We start from the raw sequence: 17,099 nt of genomic DNA, 5'->3' as shown, positions 1-17,099 counted from the left end.
TCCGGTGGGCATGTTAATTTCCGCTTAACTAACGCGGTCCGCGGGCAGAAATCCAGCGCTGAGCCACCCGCCTGCCGGTTTCGGCGGCGGGCTCAGATCCGCCAGGGCAGGATCTGAGCCGGCAGGCGCCGTCCGGCGAGATCGAGCCCGAGCATCGCCAGGAGGATCACAGCCGAGGCGCTGATCGCAATGGCGGCGGCCTCACCGGCGAGACCCGCCTCCTTCAGGCTGAACAGCACGACGCCGAGTGTCTCCGTGCCGGACGACCAGAGCAGCGCCGAGACGGTGAGCTCGTTGAAGGCGACGAGGAAGACCATCAGCGCGCTCACCGTCGCGGCCGGTGCCAGGATCGGCGCGACGATGAAGCGCAGCATCTGCCAGGCGCTCACGCCGTCGAGCTTGGCCGCCTCCTCGTGATGGGCCTCGATCTGCGCCATCGCCGCGACCGGCGCCTTCAGCGCCAGCGGCAGGAAGCGGGCGAGATAGGCGAACAGGATGATGAAGGGCGTGGCGTAGAGGCTGAAGCCGACCAGGGGCAAAGGTCTCAGGAACAGCAGGATGCAGGCGATGGCGAGCACCACGCCGGGCAGCGCATAGGGCAGCTCGATCACCAGCTCGACGGCTCGCCTGAACCGACCGAGCCGCCGCTCGAGCGTATAGGCGAAGGCGATCGAGAGCAGCGCCAGCAGGAGCGCGGCCGTCCCGGCGAACAGGAAGGAGTTGCGGAAGGCGCGTACCGTCACATCCTGCCGCAGCAGCACCTCGGCGAATTTGTCGAAGGTCAGGCTCTGCCAGGATAGCGCGACACCGAGCGCCGGCGTCAGCGCCTCGCCGAGCAGGGCGAGCAGCGGCAGGCCGAGCTTGAGTGCGAGCAGCAGCCAGAGGCCGCCGGCGACGAGGGGGCGGGCACGGCCGAGCTGCCAGAAGGGCTGCAGCGGCCGCTCGATCTCGACCTTCCCGCCGCCCTGACGCATCGCCAGCATGCCGGCGAGGATGCCGAGCCCGGCGAGTAGCGCGACCAGGAGCGAGAGCGCTGCCGCATCCGGCAGGCCCTCCGGCCCGAAGCTAGACAGTCGGCGATAGATCAGCGTCGGCAGGGTGAGATAGTTGACCGGCAGGCCGAGCAGGGCCGGAATCCCGAAGTTCCCGATGCCGGCGACGAAGGCGAGCAGGGCGGCGGCGACGATCTGTGGCCGTAGGACCGGAATGAGGATCCGCGTCGCGATCACCCGCGAAGAGGCGCCTTCCATCTGGGCGGCCTCGACCAGCGAATGCGGCACGCTGCGCAGCCCGGTCCAGAGCGTGATCGCGACCAGCGGCGCATGGTGGAGCGCCATGACCAGGATGATGCCGCCGCGGCCGAGCAGCGGGTTCGGCGTGCCGGGCGAAGGTGACAGACCGATGAGGGCCAGGAGCGGCGAATGCGGCGCGAGCAGGCTCAGGAAGGCCAGCGCCGCCACCTGCGGCGCGATCATCATCGAGAAGACCAGCCCGAAGGCGAGCGGGCGCTTGCCGCGCAGATCGGTGACGGCGAGCAGCAGGGCGAAGCCGCCGCCGACCAACAGCGCGCCGAACGCCGAGAAGGCCGCGGTTTCGAGACTGTGCAGGGTCGCATTGACGGCGGCGCGACCGCCGATCGCCTCCAGCACGGCGCCCGGCGCGAAATGGCCGCCGGGGGCGAAGGCCGCGAAGGCGAGGCGCAGGAAGGGCAGGGCGCCGAGCAGCATGGCGACCAGCGTGATTGCGGCGGGCAGACCAAGGCCGGCTGGAAGGCGCAGCTTCGGCCGGGCGAGACGCAAACGGCTCTGCCGCAGCCGGGGCTGCGGCAGAGCGGATGAAGGGGCGGCGAGCGTCATGCGCGCGCACCCCGGCCCGTTATGCGGCAGGGCTTCACTCGAAGATCGCGCTGAACCGCTTGCGGGCGGCCGGCTCCTCGGCGAGCGCCTTGGCGGCGTCGAAGGGCATGAGCTTGATCGCATCGCGGGCGGGATAGCCGGCCGGGAGGGCAATCTGCGGATGGGCGGCGACATAGCCCTGCTTCAGCGCGAGCTCCTGCCCCTCCTTCGAGATCAGGAAGTCGACGAACGCCTTGGCGGCGTCCGGGTTCTTGCTGGCCTTCAGGATCGCGACCGGCTCGCTCACCGCCGAGACGCCCTCCTTCGGGAAGACGAAGGCGACCGGGGCGCCCTTGGCCTTCTCGCGGATCGGCATGAAGTCGACGATCATGCCGTAGAGCTTCTCGCCGGTGGCGACCTGCCGCAGAATGTCGCCATTGGCGCCTGCCGCGAGCGCGCCGTTCTTCTGCAGGTTCTCGTAGAAGCTCCAGCCGCCGGGCAGGTTGCCGGTCAGGGTGATGGTGTGGATCATCGCCGCGCCCGAATTCAGCGGGCTCGGCATCGCCAGCAGGTTCTTCGCCTCCGGCTTGGCAAGATCGAGCCAGCTCTCCGGCTTCATCGTCGCCTTGGTATTGTAGACGATGCCGGTGGTGATCAGCTTGGTGGCGAACCAGAACTTGGCGGGGTCGTGCATGCCGGCCGGGTAGGCGGCGGTGTCGGCCTTGTCATGGGCGAGCAGCCGGCCCTCCTTCTTGAGGCCTTCCATCGTCACCGCATCGGCGATCAGCAGCAGGTCGGCCTGTGGTGCTCCGGCTTCGAACTCGGCCCGGAGCTTGGCCATGACCCGCGGCGTTCCGTCGCGCACGAAGCTGATCTCGACCTTGGGGTATTTGGCCTTGAAGGCGTCGATCGTCTGCTGCGCATCGGTGTTGGGCTGGCTGGTATAGAGCACGAGCTTGCCCTCGACGGCGCCTGCCTGCGTGGCGGGAAGGGCGAGGCCGAGCGCGAGCGCGGCGGCGAGTGCGAATGAGCGCATGGAAGTCTCCGTGGGCCTTGGGAGGGAGGACCTGAGGGTGGAAGGCTTGCGTCCGCGCTCCGCCTTGCGGTGTCGGAGCCTTCTTGGCCTGCCGGTTAAGCCGCTTAGACGACACATCTGTGACAACGCCGCGAGCGCCCGGGGAAGAACGGCGGGAAAGCGGCGCGGGCAAGCCGTCACGGCGGCTTCCACCTTGTCGGAAATGCGCGAATTTCACTCATCTGGACGGCTTGTTTATCGGGGGGCTTTTCGACTAGGCTCCGGCCGAAGGCGCCCATAATCGCCTAATCTAAACGTTTTAAATGGGAGGTTTCCGATGAGAACGATGCGTAATCTGGTGAGTGGAGCCGCTCTGGCCGCGCTCGCCGTCGGCTGGTCCGGAGCCGCCCTCTCGCAGGAGACGGTGACGGTCTGGTTCACCAAGGGTTTCTACAAGGGCGAGGACGACGCGCTGCTCGCCGTCGTCGACAAGTTCCAGAAGGCGACGGGCGTCAAGGTCGACCTCTCACTCTACGCGACCGAGGATTGCGTGACCAAGTCGGTCGGCGCGGTCCAGGCCGGCACGCCGCCAGATGTCGGCTTCTGCACGACCTATGATTTCCGCACCACCGGCCAGTGGGCCTTCGAAGGCAAGCTCGAGGACGTCACCGACGTCATCGAGCCGATGAAGAAGGAATTCCAGCCGCAGGCGCTCGCCACCACCTTCCTGATGAACGGCAAGACCAACAAGAAGGCCTATTACGCCTTCCCGGTCGAGCAGCAGATGATGCACATCACCTATTGGAAGGACATGCTCGAGGAGTTCGGGTTCAAGGAAAGCGATATTCCGAAGACCTGGAACGGCTATTGGGACTTCTGGTGCGATAAGGTCCAGGGCGCGGCGCGTGCCAAGGGCAAGCGGATCTATGGCATCGGCCACCCGCTCGGCGTCGCCGCTTCCGACACCTTCTACTCCTTCCTGACTTTCGCCAACGCCTATGGCGCGCAGGTCGTCGACGAGAGCGGCAAGATCGTTCTGGACGAGCCGAAGAACCGGGCCGCGATGATCGAGGCGGTGAAGTCCTATGCCAACATCATGCAGCGCGGCTGCACGCCGCCCTCCTCGGTGAACTGGCTCGACCCGGACAACAACGTCGCCTTCCATAACCGCACGACGGTCGCGACCCACAACGCGACGATCTCGATCGCCGGCAAGCATATGGACGACATGAACAACCCGGCGCTGACCCAGGAACAGCGCGACGCGGCCAAGAAGAACTATTACGACAATATCCGCACCGCCGAGTTCCCCAAGAAGCCCGACGGCAGCAACATGACCAACCTCGCGGCGGTCAAGACCGCGGTGGTCTTCGCCGATGGCAAGAACAAGAAGCGCGGCAAGGAGTTCATGGCCTTCCTGATGAAGGACGAGAATCTGCGTCCCTTCGTCGAGGGCTCGGCCGGGCGCTGGGTCTCGACCACGCTCGCCGGCATCGAGGCGCCGTTCTGGTCGGATGGCAAGGACCCGCATCGCGCGGTGGTCTACAAGCAGTACAAGGACGGCACCGTGCCGTTCCAGTTCGTCTACAACTACAAGTTCACGGCGGTGAATGCCGAGAACGTCTGGGCCAAGGCCGTCAACCGCGTGCTGGTCGACAAGGTCTCGCCCGAACAGGCCACCGACGAGATGATCGCGCGCATCAAGCAGATCGCCGGCTGAAGACTGGCCTCGCTGTCTGACAGACAAGGCATCCCGCGGCGATCAGGGCCGCGGGATGCCGACGTGTCTCAAACGGCCGGAGCGCAGAGGGAGACAAGAAGATGACCGCCGCAACGATGGCAACCTCCAGCCCGGCTTCGGCCGACGCGACCTCGGGACAGGCGCGCGACCGCGTCTTCTGGGGCGTGCTCATGCTCGCCCCCTATATCCTCGTCTTCGCCGTGATGGTGGCCTACCCGGTCGCCTACGGCCTGTGGATCGGCCTGAATTTCGAATCCTACAAGGCGCTGTTCGCCGATCCGATCTTCCTGCGGACGGTGGTCAACACCATCATCTTCCTGTTCGTGGCGGTGAACCTGAAGTTCCTGATCGCGCTGTTCCTGTCGGGCTTCTTCGTCCAGCAGCGCGCCTGGGTCCGCTTTATGCTGGTGCTCTTCATCCTGCCATGGGCGGTGCCCTCGATTCCGACCATCCTGTCTTTCCGGGTGATGCTGAATCCCGAGAACGGCATGATCAACCAGCAGCTTTTCCAGTGGTTCGGCATCATGGAGGGGCCGGGCTGGCTGACCGATCCGACGCTCGCCTTCGCCTCGTCGATCCTCGTCCATATCTGGAAGTCGCTGCCGTTCTGGACGCTGATCCTGGTCACTGGCCGGCTCGCCATCGCGCAGGATCTCTACGAGGCCGCCAGTGTCGACGGCGCCAATAAATGGCAGCAGTTTCGCTTCATCACCTGGCCGTCGCTGGCGACGCTCTACGTCACCTCGACGCTGCTCTCGATGATCTGGACGCTGGGGGATTTCAACAGCGTCTACCTGCTCACCGGTGGCGGGCCCGGCGACCTCAACCACGTCCTGGCGACGCTCGGCATCCGCTATATGCGCAACAATAATCTCGACCTCGGCATCGCCTCGATCATCGTCGCCATGCCGCTGATCCTGCCCATGGTCTGGTTCATGGTGAAGCGTCTCTCGAAGGGAGCCGAATGATGAAAAGGCTCCTCGACGAGGGCAAGCTGATCCTGATCGCGATTCCCGTGCTGATCTGGACGCTGCTGCCGATCTACCATCTCTTCGTGCTGTCGATCTCCAACCAGGAATCGATGCTGGCCGGCAAGCTCTGGCCCGACCAGCCGACGCTGCAGAACTTCCAGATCGTCTTCAAGCAGCAGCACTACTACCTGACCAATTTCTGGCTGCAGCTGTTCAACAGCTTCCTGATCGCGATCACGACCGGATTGCTCACGCTGTTCATCGCGACCTGCGCCGCCTTCGCGATCTCGCGGCTGAAGGCGCCGGGCGGCCGCTCGATCATGAATTTCGCGCTCGCGACCTATCTGATCCCGGCCGCCTTCCTCGCCATCCCCATGTACAAGGCGATGGGGACCTTCGGTCTGCTGAACACGCGCACGGCCCTGATCCTCGCCATGGTGGCGCTGGCTTCGCCCTATGCTATCTGGGTGCTGAAGCAGGCTTCCGACAAGCTGCCGAAGGAACTCGACGAAGCCGCGATCATGGACGGCGCGACCTCGCTCCAGCTCTTCCGCATGGTCTACCTGCCGCTGATGAAGCCATCCATGGTGGTGATCGGCATTTATGCGCTGCTGCTCGCCTGGAACGAGTATCTCTACGCCTTCCTGCTGCTTTCCAGCGAGAAGGAGCTGCCGCTCGCCGTCGGCCTCGGCCTGTTCCTCTCGGCCGACGACGCGCCCTGGAATCTCCTGATGACGGCCGGCCTGATCTACGCCATCCCACCGGCGGTGATCTATTACGGCTTCCGCAACAACATGGTCTCTGGGTTGACCGCCGGGGCGGTGAAGAGCTGAGCCTTGTCCGCTCAGTGCGGGCCGACGAGACCTGCGGAGCGATCCAGCGGACCTGACGCAGGGCTGGATTGCTTCCTTGTGCTCGCAATGACGCGCGGCAGGCGCCATATTGGCGGGGAATCCGGCCGCATATCCCGAGGGTAGAGAGATGACCGCTTCCAAGCTCGAACAGCTCCGCGCCATGACCACCGTCGTCGCCGACACCGGCGACATCGAGGCGGTGCGGCGGCTGAAGCCGGTGGATTGCACCACCAATCCGACGCTGATCCTGAAGGCGGTCGAGACCCCGGCCTATGCCGGCCTCGTCGACGAGGCGATCGCCTGGGGCAAGCGGCAGGGTGGCGCCGGCGCGGTCGAGGCGGTCTGCGACCGGCTCGCCGTCACCTTCGGCGCCGAGCTGGCAAAGATCGTCCCCGGTCGCGTCTCGACCGAGGTCGATGCCGACCTCTCCTTCGACACCAAGGCGACGATCGAGAAGGCGCGCGCCATCATCGCCGCTTATCAGGAGCGCGGCGTCGGCCGCGAGCGCATCCTGATCAAGATCGCCTCGACCTGGGAGGGCATCCAGGCGGCCCGCGTGCTGCAGGCCGAGGGCATCGACTGCAACCTGACCCTGCTCTTCGCCTTGTCGCAGGCGGTCGCCTGCGCCGATGCCAAGGCCTTCCTGATCTCGCCCTTCGTCGGCCGGATCCTCGACTGGCACGTCAAGGCCGGCGGCGGCCCCTACACGGCCGAGACCGATCCGGGCGTCGTCTCCGTCCGCAGCATCTACAGCTACTACAAAGCCCATGGCATCGACACGGTGGTGATGGGCGCCTCCTTCCGCAACACCGGCGAGATCGAGGCGCTGGCCGGCTGCGATCGGCTGACCATCGGCCCCGGTCTGCTCGACGAGCTCCAGGCCGCGACCGGCGAATTGCCGCGCAAGCTCTCGCCCGAAACCGTCGGCAAGGCGCCGGAACGCCTCGTCCTCGACGAGAAGGCCTTCCGCTTCGCCCTGAACGAGGACGCGATGGCGACCGAGAAACTGGCCGAGGGCATTCGCGGCTTCGTCAAGGACCTGCGTGGCCTGCGCAAGCTCGTCGCGGCCAAGCTCGAACAGGCCAAGGCGGCGTGAGCGCAGAAGCTCTCGCCAAGGTCGCCGTCGTCACCGGCGGCGCCAAGGGCATCGGCCGCGCGGTCTGCGAGCGGCTCGCCGATGACGGCCTTCTGCCGGTCGTGTGGGATCTGGCGGAAGGCGAGGGCGGCCATGGCTTCGTCGCCTGCGACGTCGCCGACGAGGCGCAGGTCGCTGCCGCTCTGGCACGGACGGAAAGCGAGCATGGGCCGGTCGCCGTGCTCGTCAACAATGCCGGGCTGACCGGCCCCTCGACCACGGTGGCGCAGACGCCACTGGCGCAATGGCAGAAGGTCCAGGCGGTCAACCTGACCGGCACCTTTCTGTGTTCGCGGGCGGTTGCGGCCGCGATGGCGCCGCGCGGTTACGGCCGCATCGTCAACATCGCTTCGCTCGCCGGCAAGGAGGGCACCCCGACGCTGTCCGCCTACAGCGCCGCCAAGGCCGGGGTGATCGCCCTGACCAAGGCGCAGGGCAAGGAGCTCGCCGGCAGTGGCGTGCTGGTCAATGCGGTCGCGCCGGCGGCGATCGAGACCGAGCTGCTGCAGCAGATGAGCGAAGAGACGGTCGCGGCCATGATCGGCAAGAGCCCGCTCCGGCGGCTCGGCACGGTCGAGGAACTGGCCGAGCTCGTCGCCTGGCTTGCCAGCGAGAAATGCAGCTTCTCGACCGGTGCGGTCTTCGATCTGTCGGGCGGCCGCGCGACCTACTGAGCCTGCGAGATCGCGTTCTCGACATTGACCTTCTGCACCAGCGCGGCGGGGCTGGCCGGGCCGTCATGGCGGAAATACGCCCGCCCGCCGGCCGCTGCCGCCTGCAGCACCTGCTGCTGGGCCTTCGGCAGCCGCTTGGTGTCGCCAAGCGCCGTGAAGGCTTCCGGCGAATGCTGCGATCCGCTGCGCCCGTCGAAGACGACGACGCCCGCACGCGTCACGATGATGTCGCCTTTGCGCAGCGTCGGGTCGTGCAGATACCAGTAGGGATCGGTCGCCGGATCGAGCTTGACCGCGGGTTCCGCCGGCTTGGTCGACGCCGCGGCCGCACGCGGCTTCTGCCGTTTCGGTTTCACCGTCATCTCGAAGGGATCGCCGCCGCCGATCATGGCCGGCGGTGTCGGGCGCGCGCCGAAAATGCGCGCCAGATCGTCGAAGAAGCCGGCAGCCTGTGCCTGGGGCACCATGGCAAGGCCCATGGCCCCCGCCATTCCCATCGCCAGTACCATCCGCCGTGACATTGTCGTTACTCCCTGCCTGCTCCTTGAAACGAAGTGCGAGCCGAAAGGTTCAATGGCACCGGCAGTCGCGTTTTCGCCGCGGCGCTTCTGTCTGGAGATGCAGAAGCCGGATGGAACGCCGCTGCTGCTCGCTGGCGGCCCGGTATCCGCCTGTCCGGTGGCTGACGATACGGCTGATCTCCCGGAGCGGTCGATTTCAACTCTTCGTGTGAGGTGGCGTCCGCCACCGCCACGCCATGTTTCGGGCAGTCCGTCGCGCGATGACCCGACTTGCTGTGTCCATGCTCGCGCTCTTGGCGGCCGGTGCGGTGGTCGCCCAGACCTCCCTGTCGCTACGGCCGGGAGCAAGCGAGGTCGGCTTCGTCGCGCGCCGTTTCGGCGTGCCGACCGCCTCGGGCCAGTTCGAGCATTATGACGGCGTCGTGGCGCTCGATTTCGCGCGGCCGGAGCGCAGCCGCATCCGCATCACCATCGAGACCGCGTCGCTGCACACAGGCACGGCCCTCGTCGACGATTTCATCAAGGGCGACAGCATGCTCGACGCCGCCCATCACCCGCTCGCCAGCTTCACCTCGGACAGCGTGACCCGGACAGGCGAGCGCAGCCTGACGATCCAGGGGCGGTTGACCATCCGCGCAGTCACCCATCCGGTCGCGGCGACCGCCGTCGCCGAGGACGATGTCGGGATGGCCGAGCGCAGCGGGCGCCTGCAGTTTCGGGCCAGCGCTGCCTTCTCGCGCTCGGCCTTCGGCATCGGCCGCGAGGTCAATGTCGTCGACGATCAGGTCGAGATCGCGATCAAGGGGCGGCTCGGGCAATGACCGCGGCGGTCGCGAGGCCGCCTCGCTGGCATCCGGTTCTCGTTGTCCTGCACTGGCTGACGCTGGCGCTCATCGTGGCCCAGTATAGCCTCGCCCGCCTGATGGGCGACGAGACGCGCGATCTGCTCGGCCGGTTCGTCCTGTATCAGTGGCATAAATCGATCGGGTTGACTGTCGCCCTGTTCGTCGTGATGCGGCTGAGCCTGCGGCTCGTCATCCCGGATCCGGAGCCGTTGCCGGCCAGCGCCTGGCTGCGCCGGGCGGCGCTGGTCGTGCATGCCGGACTCTATCTGTGCCTGCTGGCGCTGCCTGTCACCGGTCTGCTGATGGTCGCAGCTGCGCCGATCCAGATCCCGACCCTGTATTTCGGCTGGTTCGCGATCCCGCATCCCATCGGCCCGGACAAGGCGACCTATGAGCTGATGCGCAGCCTGCACGGGCTGGTTTTCGACAGCCTCGTCGTGCTCGGGCTGATCCATCTCGGCGCAGCGCTGGTCCACCAGTTCGCCTGGCGGGACCGGCTGCTGCGCCGGATGTGGTTCGGCCGGGCCGGCTCAGGCCTGCCCTGAGCCTTGCGCCGCGATCGCCTCGGCCCGGATCGTCGACAGCGTCTTCGCCGGCGTGATCGCCTCGGGGTCGAGCAGGCAATGGATGATCGCCGGCTTGCCCGAGCTCACTGCCCGCTCGAAGGCCGGCGCGAACTGCTCGGTCGTCTCGACGCGCTCGCCATGGCCGCCGAAGGCCTTGGCATAGGCGGCGAAGTCCGGGTTCTTCAGCGTCGTCGCCGAGATGCGGCCGGGATAGTGCTTTTCCTGGTGCATACGGATCGTGCCGTACATGCCGTTGTCGACGACGATGACGATCACCGGCAGCTCGTACTGTACCGCGGTCGCAAAATCCTGGCCGTTCATCAGGAAGCAGCCATCGCCGGCGAAGGCGACCACTGTTCTTTCAGGGAACAATCGCTTGGCGCCGATCGCGGCCGGCACGCCATAGCCCATCGAGCCGGAGGTGGGGGCGAGCTGCGTCGCGAATTTGGTGAAGCGGTGGAAGCGGTGCACCCAGGTCGCGTAATTGCCGGCGCCATTGCACATGATCGCATCGGCCGGGAGGTTGCGGCGCAGCCAGGTCACCATCTCTCCGGGATGGAACTTGCCCGGCACCGGCGCCGGCTGCTCGCTCCAGGCGAGATAGGCCTCATGCGCTTCGGCGGCAGCACCGGCCCACGGAATCTCCTGCGGCGGGTGCACCGTCTCGAGCGCGGCGCAGAAGGCGGTCGGCGTCGCATTGATCGCGAGCGACGGGCGGTAGACCCGGCCGAGCTCTTCCGGATCTGGATGGACATGGACCAGCGGCCGGCCCGGATTGGGGATGCCGAACAGGGTGTAGGACTGGCTCGGCATTTCCGAGAGGCGTCCGCCCACCAGCAGGACGAGGTCGCTCTCCTGGATGCGCTTCAACAGCTTCGGATTGGGGCCGATACCGAGATCGCCGCCGAAATTCGGATGGTCGGCCGGGAACAGCATCTGCCGGCGGAAGGAGACGAAGACTGGCAGGTCGAAGCGCTCGGCGAAGCGCTGGAAGCGCTCGATCGCCTGCGGGTTCCAGCGCGAGCCGCCGAGGATCGCGACCGGCTTCTTCGCCGCCCAGAGCCGCTTCTGCAGGTCGATCGTCTGCAGCAGGGAGGGATGCGTCTCGGTGACCTGATAAGGCTCGGCATCGGCGACGTCGGCGAGGTCGGTCAGCACGTCCTCGGGCAGCGCGATCACCACCGGGCCGGGCCGTCCGGAGGTCGCGACATGGAAGGCGCGGCTGATGATCTCGGGGATGCGCGCGGCATCGTCGATCTCGGTCGCCCATTTCGTCATCGTGCCGAAGACGGCGCGGTAATCGAGCTCCTGGAAGGCCTCGCGCTCGCGCATGCCGCGCTCGATCTGGCCGACGAACAGGATCATCGGCGTCGAGTCCTGGTCGGCGATATGGATGCCGGGCGAGGCGTTGGTGGCGCCCGGCCCGCGCGTCACGAAGCAGATGCCGGGCTTGCCGGTCAGCTTGCCGGCGGCTTCCGCCATCATCGCCGCGCCGCCCTCGGCTCGGCAGATCGTGACCTTGAGATTGGCGTCGTGCAGCGCGTCGAGCACGGCGAGATAGCTCTCGCCCGGCACACAGAATGCGTCCGTCGCGCCATGAATCAGCAATTGATCGACGAGGATCTGCCCGCCGCTCCGTTCAGCCATGTCGTCCACTCCAGGTGGGGTCGTTGAGGATTTCGTCCTTGTGCTCGCCGAGCCGCGGGCTCGGCCGGCCGGCGACCTGTCGCACGCCGTCGATCACGATCGGCGAGGCGACGGTCGGGATCGCACCGGCCTTGGCGGCGGCGCTCGGCAGCTCGGCCTTGATGCCGCGTGCGATCACCTGCGGATCGGCGAAGACCTCGCCGATATCGTTGATCGGCCCGGCCGGGACGCCGGCGGCTTCCAGCGCCGTGAGCAGCTCGCTTTTCTGCCGCCGGGCGGTGAGCGAGGCCAGGAGCGGGATCAGCACGGCGCGGCCGGTGACGCGGCCCTTATTGTCGGCATAGGCGGGATCAGTGCCGAGATCGGCCTGCCCCAACACCTCGCAGAGCCGGCGATATTGCCCGTCATTGCCGGTGGCGATGATGATGTGCCCATCCGCGACGGGGAAGACCTCGTAAGGCACGATATTGGGATGGGCGTTGCCGAGCCGGGCCGGCGGCTTGCCCGAGACCAGATAGTTCAGCGCCTGGTTGCCGAGCACCGCGACCTGCGTGTCCATCAGGGCAAGATCGATCGTCGCACCTTCGCCGTTCTGGTCGCGCCGGCGCAGCGCGGCGAGGATGCCGACCGTGGCGTAGAGCCCGGTGAAGATATCGGTCTTGGCGTAGCCGGCCTTTGTCGGCTGGCCGTCGGGCTGGCCGGTGATCGACATCGAGCCGGCCATGCCCTGGATCAGGAAGTCGTAGCCGGCGCGCTCGGCATAGGGTCCGTCCTGGCCGAAGCCGGTGATCGAGCAATAGATCAGGCTGGGATGGAGCTTGCGCAGGCTTTCGGCATCGAGCCCGTATTTGGCGAGCCCGCCGACCTTGAAGTTCTCGATCACGATATCGGCGTGACCGGCGAGCTGGCGCACCAGGGCCCGGCCTTCCTCGCTGCGGAAATCCGCGGTGATCGAGCGCTTGCCGCGATTGCAGGAATGGAAATAGGCGGCCGAGAGATGTTCATCGCCGACGCCCTCGACGAAGGGCGGGCCCCAGCTGCGGGTGTCGTCGCCTTCCGGGCTCTCGACCTTGACGACGTCGGCGCCGAGATCGGCGAGCAGCTGGCCGATCCAGGGGCCGGCGAGGATGCGCGCGAGCTCGAGGACGCGCAGGCCGGCGAGGGGAGGGGTGTTGGACATCGCTGCCATCCTGAACGCCGTCATCCCGGGCGGCCGAAGGTCGTCCCGGGATCCATCGAAGGGCGTTGCGCTCTACGATGGATCCCGGAGCTGCACTTCGCTCCGTCCGGGATGACGGGGGAGCGTGTGGATCAGAAGAACGCCTGCAGACCGGTGACGGCCCGGCCGAGGATCAGCGCATGGACGTCATGCGTGCCCTCATAGGTGTTGACCGTCTCGAGGTTCGCCGCATGGCGCATGACATGGTACTCGATCGAGATGCCGTTGCCGCCGTGCATGTCGCGGGCCTGACGGGCGATGTCGAGCGCCTTGCCGCAATTATTGCGCTTCACCAGGGAGATCATCTCCGGCGCCATCTTGCCCTCGTCGAGCAGGCGGCCGACGCGCAAGCTGCCCTGCAGGCCGAGCGTGATCTCGGTGACCATGTCGGCGAGCTTCTTCTGGTAGAGCTGCGTCTGGGCGAGCGGCTTGTTGAACTGCTTGCGGTCGAGCCCGTATTGGCGGGCGCGCTGGAAGCAGTCTTCGGCGGCGCCCATCGCGCCCCAGGAGATGCCGTAGCGGGCGCGGTTGAGGCAGCCGAACGGCCCCTTCAGCCCCGAGACGTTCGGCAGCAGGTTCTCTTCCGGCACGATCACGCCGTCCATGACGACTTCGCCGGTGATCGAGGCGCGCAAGGAAAGCTTGCCGCCGACCTTCGGGGCCGAAAGGCCCTTCATGCCCTTTTCGAGGATGAAGCCGCGGATCTGATTGTCATGCGCGGCCGACTTCGCCCAGATGACGAAGACATCGGCGATCGGCGAGTTCGAGATCCACATCTTGGAGCCGGTCAGCTTGTAGCCGTCGGCGACCTTCTCGGCGCGGGTCTTCATGCCGGCCGGGTCGGAGCCGGCATCGGGCTCGGTCAGGCCGAAGCAGCCGACCCATTCGCCGGAGCCGAGCTTGGGCAGGTACTTCTTGCGCTGGTTCTCGTCGCCATAGGCGTAGATCGGGTACATCACCAGCGAGGACTGCACCGACATCATCGAGCGGTAGCCGGAGTCGACGCGCTCGACCTCGCGGGCGACGAGGCCATAGGAGACGTAGTTGGCGCCGGCGCAGCCATATTCCTCGGGAACGGTGACGCCGAGCAGGCCGAGCTCGCCCATCTCGTTGAAGATGCCGCGCTCCGTCTTCTCCTCGAGATAGGCCTCGGCGACGCGCGGCTGCAGCTTCTCCTGCGCGTATTGGCGGGCCGTGTCGCGGATCAGGCGCTCATCCTCGCTGAGCTGCTCGTCGAGCAGGAAGGGGTCTTCCCAGCTGAATTGTGCGAGCTTGTGGCTTGCCATGTCTTTCTTCCTTCCCCGTCCTGTTCATACGATCGTCATGGCCGGGCTTGACCCGGCCATCTCGGAAACCAGTTCCTGGTCACGAGATTCCCGGGTCTGCGCTTGGCTTCGCCCGGAAATGACGTCTAGTCCTCACGCGTCCACGTCGAAGCTGACGCCCTGCGCCAGCGGCAGCGTGGTGCCGTAGTTCAGCGTGTTGGTGGCGCGGCGCATATAGGCCTTCCAGGCGTCCGAGCCGGCCTCGCGGCCACCGCCGGTCTCCTTCTCGCCACCGAAGGCGCCGCCGATCTCGGCGCCGGACGGGCCGATATTGACGTTGGCAATGCCGCAATCCGAGCCCTCATCGGAGACGAAGATCTCGGCCTCGCGCATGTTCAGCGTGAAGATCGAGGAGGACAGGCCGGCGCCGACCGCGTTCTGCATGGCGATCGCCTGGTCGAGGCTGCTGTACTTCATGACATAGAGGATCGGGGCGAAGGTCTCGCGCTCGACCGGGCCGGTCTGCGTGGGCATCTCGACCAGCGCCGGACGGACATAGAAGCCGCCGGAGCCGACATCGACCTTCTCGCCGCCATGGACCTTGCCGCCGGCGGCCTTGGCCTCGGACAGCGCCTTCTGCATACCCTGATAGGCGGCCTCGTCGACCAGCGGGCCAACCAGCACGCCGGCCTCGCGCGGATCGCCGATCTTCACCGAGCCATAGACCTTGATCAGCTTCGGGATCAGCGCGTCATAGACGCTCTCATGCACGATCAGGCGGCGCAGCGTGGTGCAGCGCTGGCCGGCGGTGCCCATCGCCGCGAAGGCGATGCCGCGCAGCGCGATGTCGAGATCGGCCGAGGGGGCGACGATCGCGGCATTGTTGCCGCCGAGCTCAAGGATGGCGCGGGCGAAGCGCGCCGCCAGCTTCTGGCCGACTTCCTTGCCCATCCGGGTCGAGCCCGTGGCCGAGACGACCGGGACGCGATGATCCTGGACCAGGATGTCGCCGATCTCGCGGCCGCCGATCAGCACCTCGGAGAGGCCGGCGGGAGCCTCGGGGCCGAAGCGCTTCATCGTCTTCTCGACGATCGCCTGCACGGCGAGCGCCGTCAGCGGGGTCTTCTCGGAGGGCTTCCAGACGACGCTGTCGCCGCAGACGAAGGCGAGCGCCGCATTCCACGACCAGACCGCGACCGGGAAGTTGAAGGCCGAGATCACGCCGCAGACGCCGAGCGGGTGCCAGGTCTCCATCATGCGATGGTTCGGACGCTCGGTGGCGATGGTCAGGCCGTAGAGCTGGCGCGACAGGCCCACGGCGAAGTCGCAGATGTCGATCATCTCCTGGACCTCGCCGAGGCCTTCCGAGGTGACCTTGCCGGCTTCCAGCGTCACCAGCAGGCCGAGATCGGTCTTGGCGGCACGCAGTTCCTCGCCGAGCAGGCGGACGAACTCGCCGCGGCGCGGCGCCGGCACCTTGCGCCAGGAAAGATAGGCGGCCTGGGCCCGGCCGATCGCGGCCTCGGCCTCGGCCGGAGAGGTCTCGCGCAAGGTCGCGACGGTCTCGCCGGTGATCGGCGAACGGGCCGAGAGGCCGGCTCCGGCATAGGCGGAATCGGGCACGCCGAGCCGCTGGAGGAGGGCGAGAGCGTCTTTGGGAAGGGAAGTGGTCATCTCGTACCTGTGCCTGGCGCTCCTGCCCGGCGCGGGGAGAAGCGCATGAAACGGACCGCCGTCCCGGTCCGCGTCGGCCGCGGCGGAAGGCGATCGTCGAAAAGCCTGTCGGTTCCGGCGGAGAATGCCCTCTTTCGGCGGCGCGGGGCAACCGATATGTTCTCATATCTTGATGAGGTTTTCTCATGATGTCTGAGATCGTGCCCGGACGCCTTTCGGTGCCCTCCCTCTCGGCGCTCGCTGCCTTCGAGGCGGCGGCGCGTCATGGCAGCTTCACCCGCGCCGCCGAGGAGTTGAACCTGACGCAAGGGGCGGTCAGCCGCCAGGTCGCCCTGCTCGAGCAGAGCCTCGGCCTGAGTCTGTTCGAGCGCGTCAAACAGCGCGTCAGCCTGACGCCGGCCGGGGCGGCCTATGCGGCCGAGGTCCGAGATGGCTTGTCCCGGCTGGCCGCCGCGACCTTGTCGGCCATGGCCTTTCGCGGCGCGGCCGGCCTGCTGCATCTCGCCATTCTGCCGACTTTCGGCACGCGCTGGCTGATTCCGCGGCTGCCGCGCTTCACCGAGGCGCATCCCGGCGTGACCATCAATTTCTCGACGCGGATCGTGCCTTTCGACTTCGCCCATGACCCCGCCGATGCGGCGATACATTTCGGGCATCCGGTCTGGCCGGGCGCGCGCCTGCACCGGCTGATGGGCGAGGAGGTCGTGCCGGTGGCGGCGCCGGCGCTGGTGGCGCGGGCGGGGCTGACCGAGGCGGCCGACCTGCTGCGCCAGCCCTTGCTGCAGCAGTCGACGCGGCCGCGCGCCTGGGCGGATTGGCTGGAGACACAGGGCCTGCCGCCGGAGCGGGCGCTGATGGGGCCGCGCTTCGAGCAGTTCGCCATGGTCGCGCAGGCCGCTGTCGCCGGGCTCGGCATCGCCATCGTGCCGCGGCTCCTGGTCGAGGACGAGTTGCGCTCCGGTGTCCTCGTCATTCCCGTGGACCGGCCGGTGCGCGGTCCCGAGGGCTATTACCTCGTCTATCCCGAGGCCAAGGCGAGCCTGCCGACCGTGATCGCCTTCCGCGACTGGCTGCTCGGAGAATGCGAGGGGACGGGCTAGCGCCTCTCGACAAGCGCCGAGGGCCGAGCCAATCATG

General features: G+C 67.2%; 15 protein-coding genes. 8 read left to right on the top strand and 7 right to left on the bottom strand.

All coding sequences use genetic code 11. The features are described 5' to 3' along the window. Window positions 1-92 precede the first annotated feature (92 nt). Both AC3RCC_RS23125 and AC3RCC_RS23120 read right to left on the bottom strand, forming a co-directional pair. The gene (locus AC3RCC_RS23125; RefSeq protein ID WP_492256716.1) at window positions 93-1,856 is read right to left on the bottom strand and encodes an ABC transporter permease; all 1,764 of its coding nucleotides are present in this window, start codon (window positions 1,854-1,856) and stop codon (window positions 93-95) included. A 34-nt stretch (window positions 1,857-1,890) separates the two neighbouring features. Further along, on the bottom strand, window positions 1,891-2,871 hold the full coding sequence (locus tag AC3RCC_RS23120) for an ABC transporter substrate-binding protein (RefSeq protein WP_492256715.1): 981 nt from the start codon (window positions 2,869-2,871) through the stop codon (window positions 1,891-1,893). 325 nt (window positions 2,872-3,196) lie between these two features. Here AC3RCC_RS23120 and AC3RCC_RS23115 point away from each other — a divergent pair, with 325 nt between their 5' ends. The 5 genes from AC3RCC_RS23115 (at window position 3,197) to AC3RCC_RS23095 (ending at window position 8,225) form a co-directional block, all read left to right on the top strand. After that, window positions 3,197-4,570, top strand: a complete 1,374-nt coding sequence (locus AC3RCC_RS23115) for an ABC transporter substrate-binding protein (protein ID WP_492258822.1) — start codon at window positions 3,197-3,199, stop codon at window positions 4,568-4,570. Between the two features lie 101 nt (window positions 4,571-4,671). Continuing rightward, window positions 4,672-5,559, top strand: a complete 888-nt coding sequence (locus AC3RCC_RS23110) for a carbohydrate ABC transporter permease (protein WP_291635238.1) — start codon at window positions 4,672-4,674, stop codon at window positions 5,557-5,559. Further along, on the top strand, window positions 5,559-6,395 hold the full coding sequence (locus AC3RCC_RS23105) for a carbohydrate ABC transporter permease (RefSeq protein WP_291635240.1): 837 nt from the start codon (window positions 5,559-5,561) through the stop codon (window positions 6,393-6,395). Before AC3RCC_RS23110 ends, AC3RCC_RS23105 begins: the two co-directional genes overlap by 1 nt. 148 nt (window positions 6,396-6,543) lie before the next feature. Further along, window positions 6,544-7,512 carry a transaldolase gene (gene tal, locus AC3RCC_RS23100; RefSeq protein WP_492256714.1) on the top strand — a complete coding sequence of 323 codons (969 nt, stop codon included), beginning with the start codon at window positions 6,544-6,546 and terminating at the stop codon, window positions 7,510-7,512. Further along, entirely contained in the window at window positions 7,509-8,225 is a 717-nt protein-coding gene (locus tag AC3RCC_RS23095) for an SDR family NAD(P)-dependent oxidoreductase (protein ID WP_492256713.1), read from the top strand. The genes tal and AC3RCC_RS23095 overlap by 4 nt, the downstream gene beginning before the upstream one ends. On the opposite strand, the gene AC3RCC_RS23090 is transcribed toward AC3RCC_RS23095, so the two are convergent. After that, the gene (locus AC3RCC_RS23090; RefSeq protein WP_492256712.1) at window positions 8,219-8,746 is read right to left on the bottom strand and encodes a hypothetical protein; all 528 of its coding nucleotides are present in this window, start codon (window positions 8,744-8,746) and stop codon (window positions 8,219-8,221) included. The genes AC3RCC_RS23095 and AC3RCC_RS23090 overlap by 7 nt on opposite strands. Before the next feature lie 260 nt (window positions 8,747-9,006). On the opposite strand from AC3RCC_RS23090, the gene AC3RCC_RS23085 reads away from it, so the two are divergent. Beyond that, a complete protein-coding gene (locus tag AC3RCC_RS23085; protein ID WP_291644636.1) occupies window positions 9,007-9,567 on the top strand; it encodes a YceI family protein in 561 nt (186 codons plus the stop codon). Beyond that, the gene (locus AC3RCC_RS23080) at window positions 9,564-10,136 is read left to right on the top strand and encodes a cytochrome b (protein ID WP_492256711.1); all 573 of its coding nucleotides are present in this window, start codon (window positions 9,564-9,566) and stop codon (window positions 10,134-10,136) included. Before AC3RCC_RS23085 ends, AC3RCC_RS23080 begins: the two co-directional genes overlap by 4 nt. Here AC3RCC_RS23080 and AC3RCC_RS23075 read toward each other — a convergent pair. The 4 genes from AC3RCC_RS23075 to amaB all read right to left on the bottom strand — a co-directional run bounded on the left by AC3RCC_RS23075 (window position 10,122) and on the right by amaB (window position 15,962). Continuing rightward, a complete protein-coding gene (locus tag AC3RCC_RS23075; protein ID WP_452116792.1) occupies window positions 10,122-11,804 on the bottom strand; it encodes a thiamine pyrophosphate-binding protein in 1,683 nt (560 codons plus the stop codon). The genes AC3RCC_RS23080 and AC3RCC_RS23075 overlap by 15 nt on opposite strands. Further along, complete coding sequence (locus tag AC3RCC_RS23070; RefSeq protein WP_291635253.1) at window positions 11,797-12,984, bottom strand: CaiB/BaiF CoA transferase family protein; 1,188 nt, start codon at window positions 12,982-12,984, stop codon at window positions 11,797-11,799. Before AC3RCC_RS23070 ends, AC3RCC_RS23075 begins: the two co-directional genes overlap by 8 nt. A gap of 131 nt (window positions 12,985-13,115) precedes the next feature. Then, window positions 13,116-14,309: an acyl-CoA dehydrogenase gene (locus AC3RCC_RS23065; protein WP_291635255.1), complete on the bottom strand. Its 1,194-nt coding sequence runs from the start codon at window positions 14,307-14,309 to the stop codon at window positions 13,116-13,118. Window positions 14,310-14,441: 132 nt separating this feature from the next. After that, a complete protein-coding gene (gene amaB, locus AC3RCC_RS23060; RefSeq protein ID WP_492256710.1) occupies window positions 14,442-15,962 on the bottom strand; it encodes an L-piperidine-6-carboxylate dehydrogenase in 1,521 nt (506 codons plus the stop codon). Window positions 15,963-16,147: 185 nt separating this feature from the next. On the opposite strand from amaB, the gene AC3RCC_RS23055 reads away from it, so the two are divergent. Next, window positions 16,148-17,062 (top strand): LysR family transcriptional regulator, encoded by a 915-nt coding sequence (locus AC3RCC_RS23055; protein ID WP_492256709.1) that lies wholly within the window; start codon window positions 16,148-16,150, stop codon window positions 17,060-17,062. Window positions 17,063-17,099: the final 37 nt, after the last annotated feature.

The sequence above is a fragment of the Allobosea sp. GW823-FHT01F03 genome (assembly GCF_058798075.1).
This window is presented reverse-complemented; position numbering and strand designations above follow the sequence as displayed.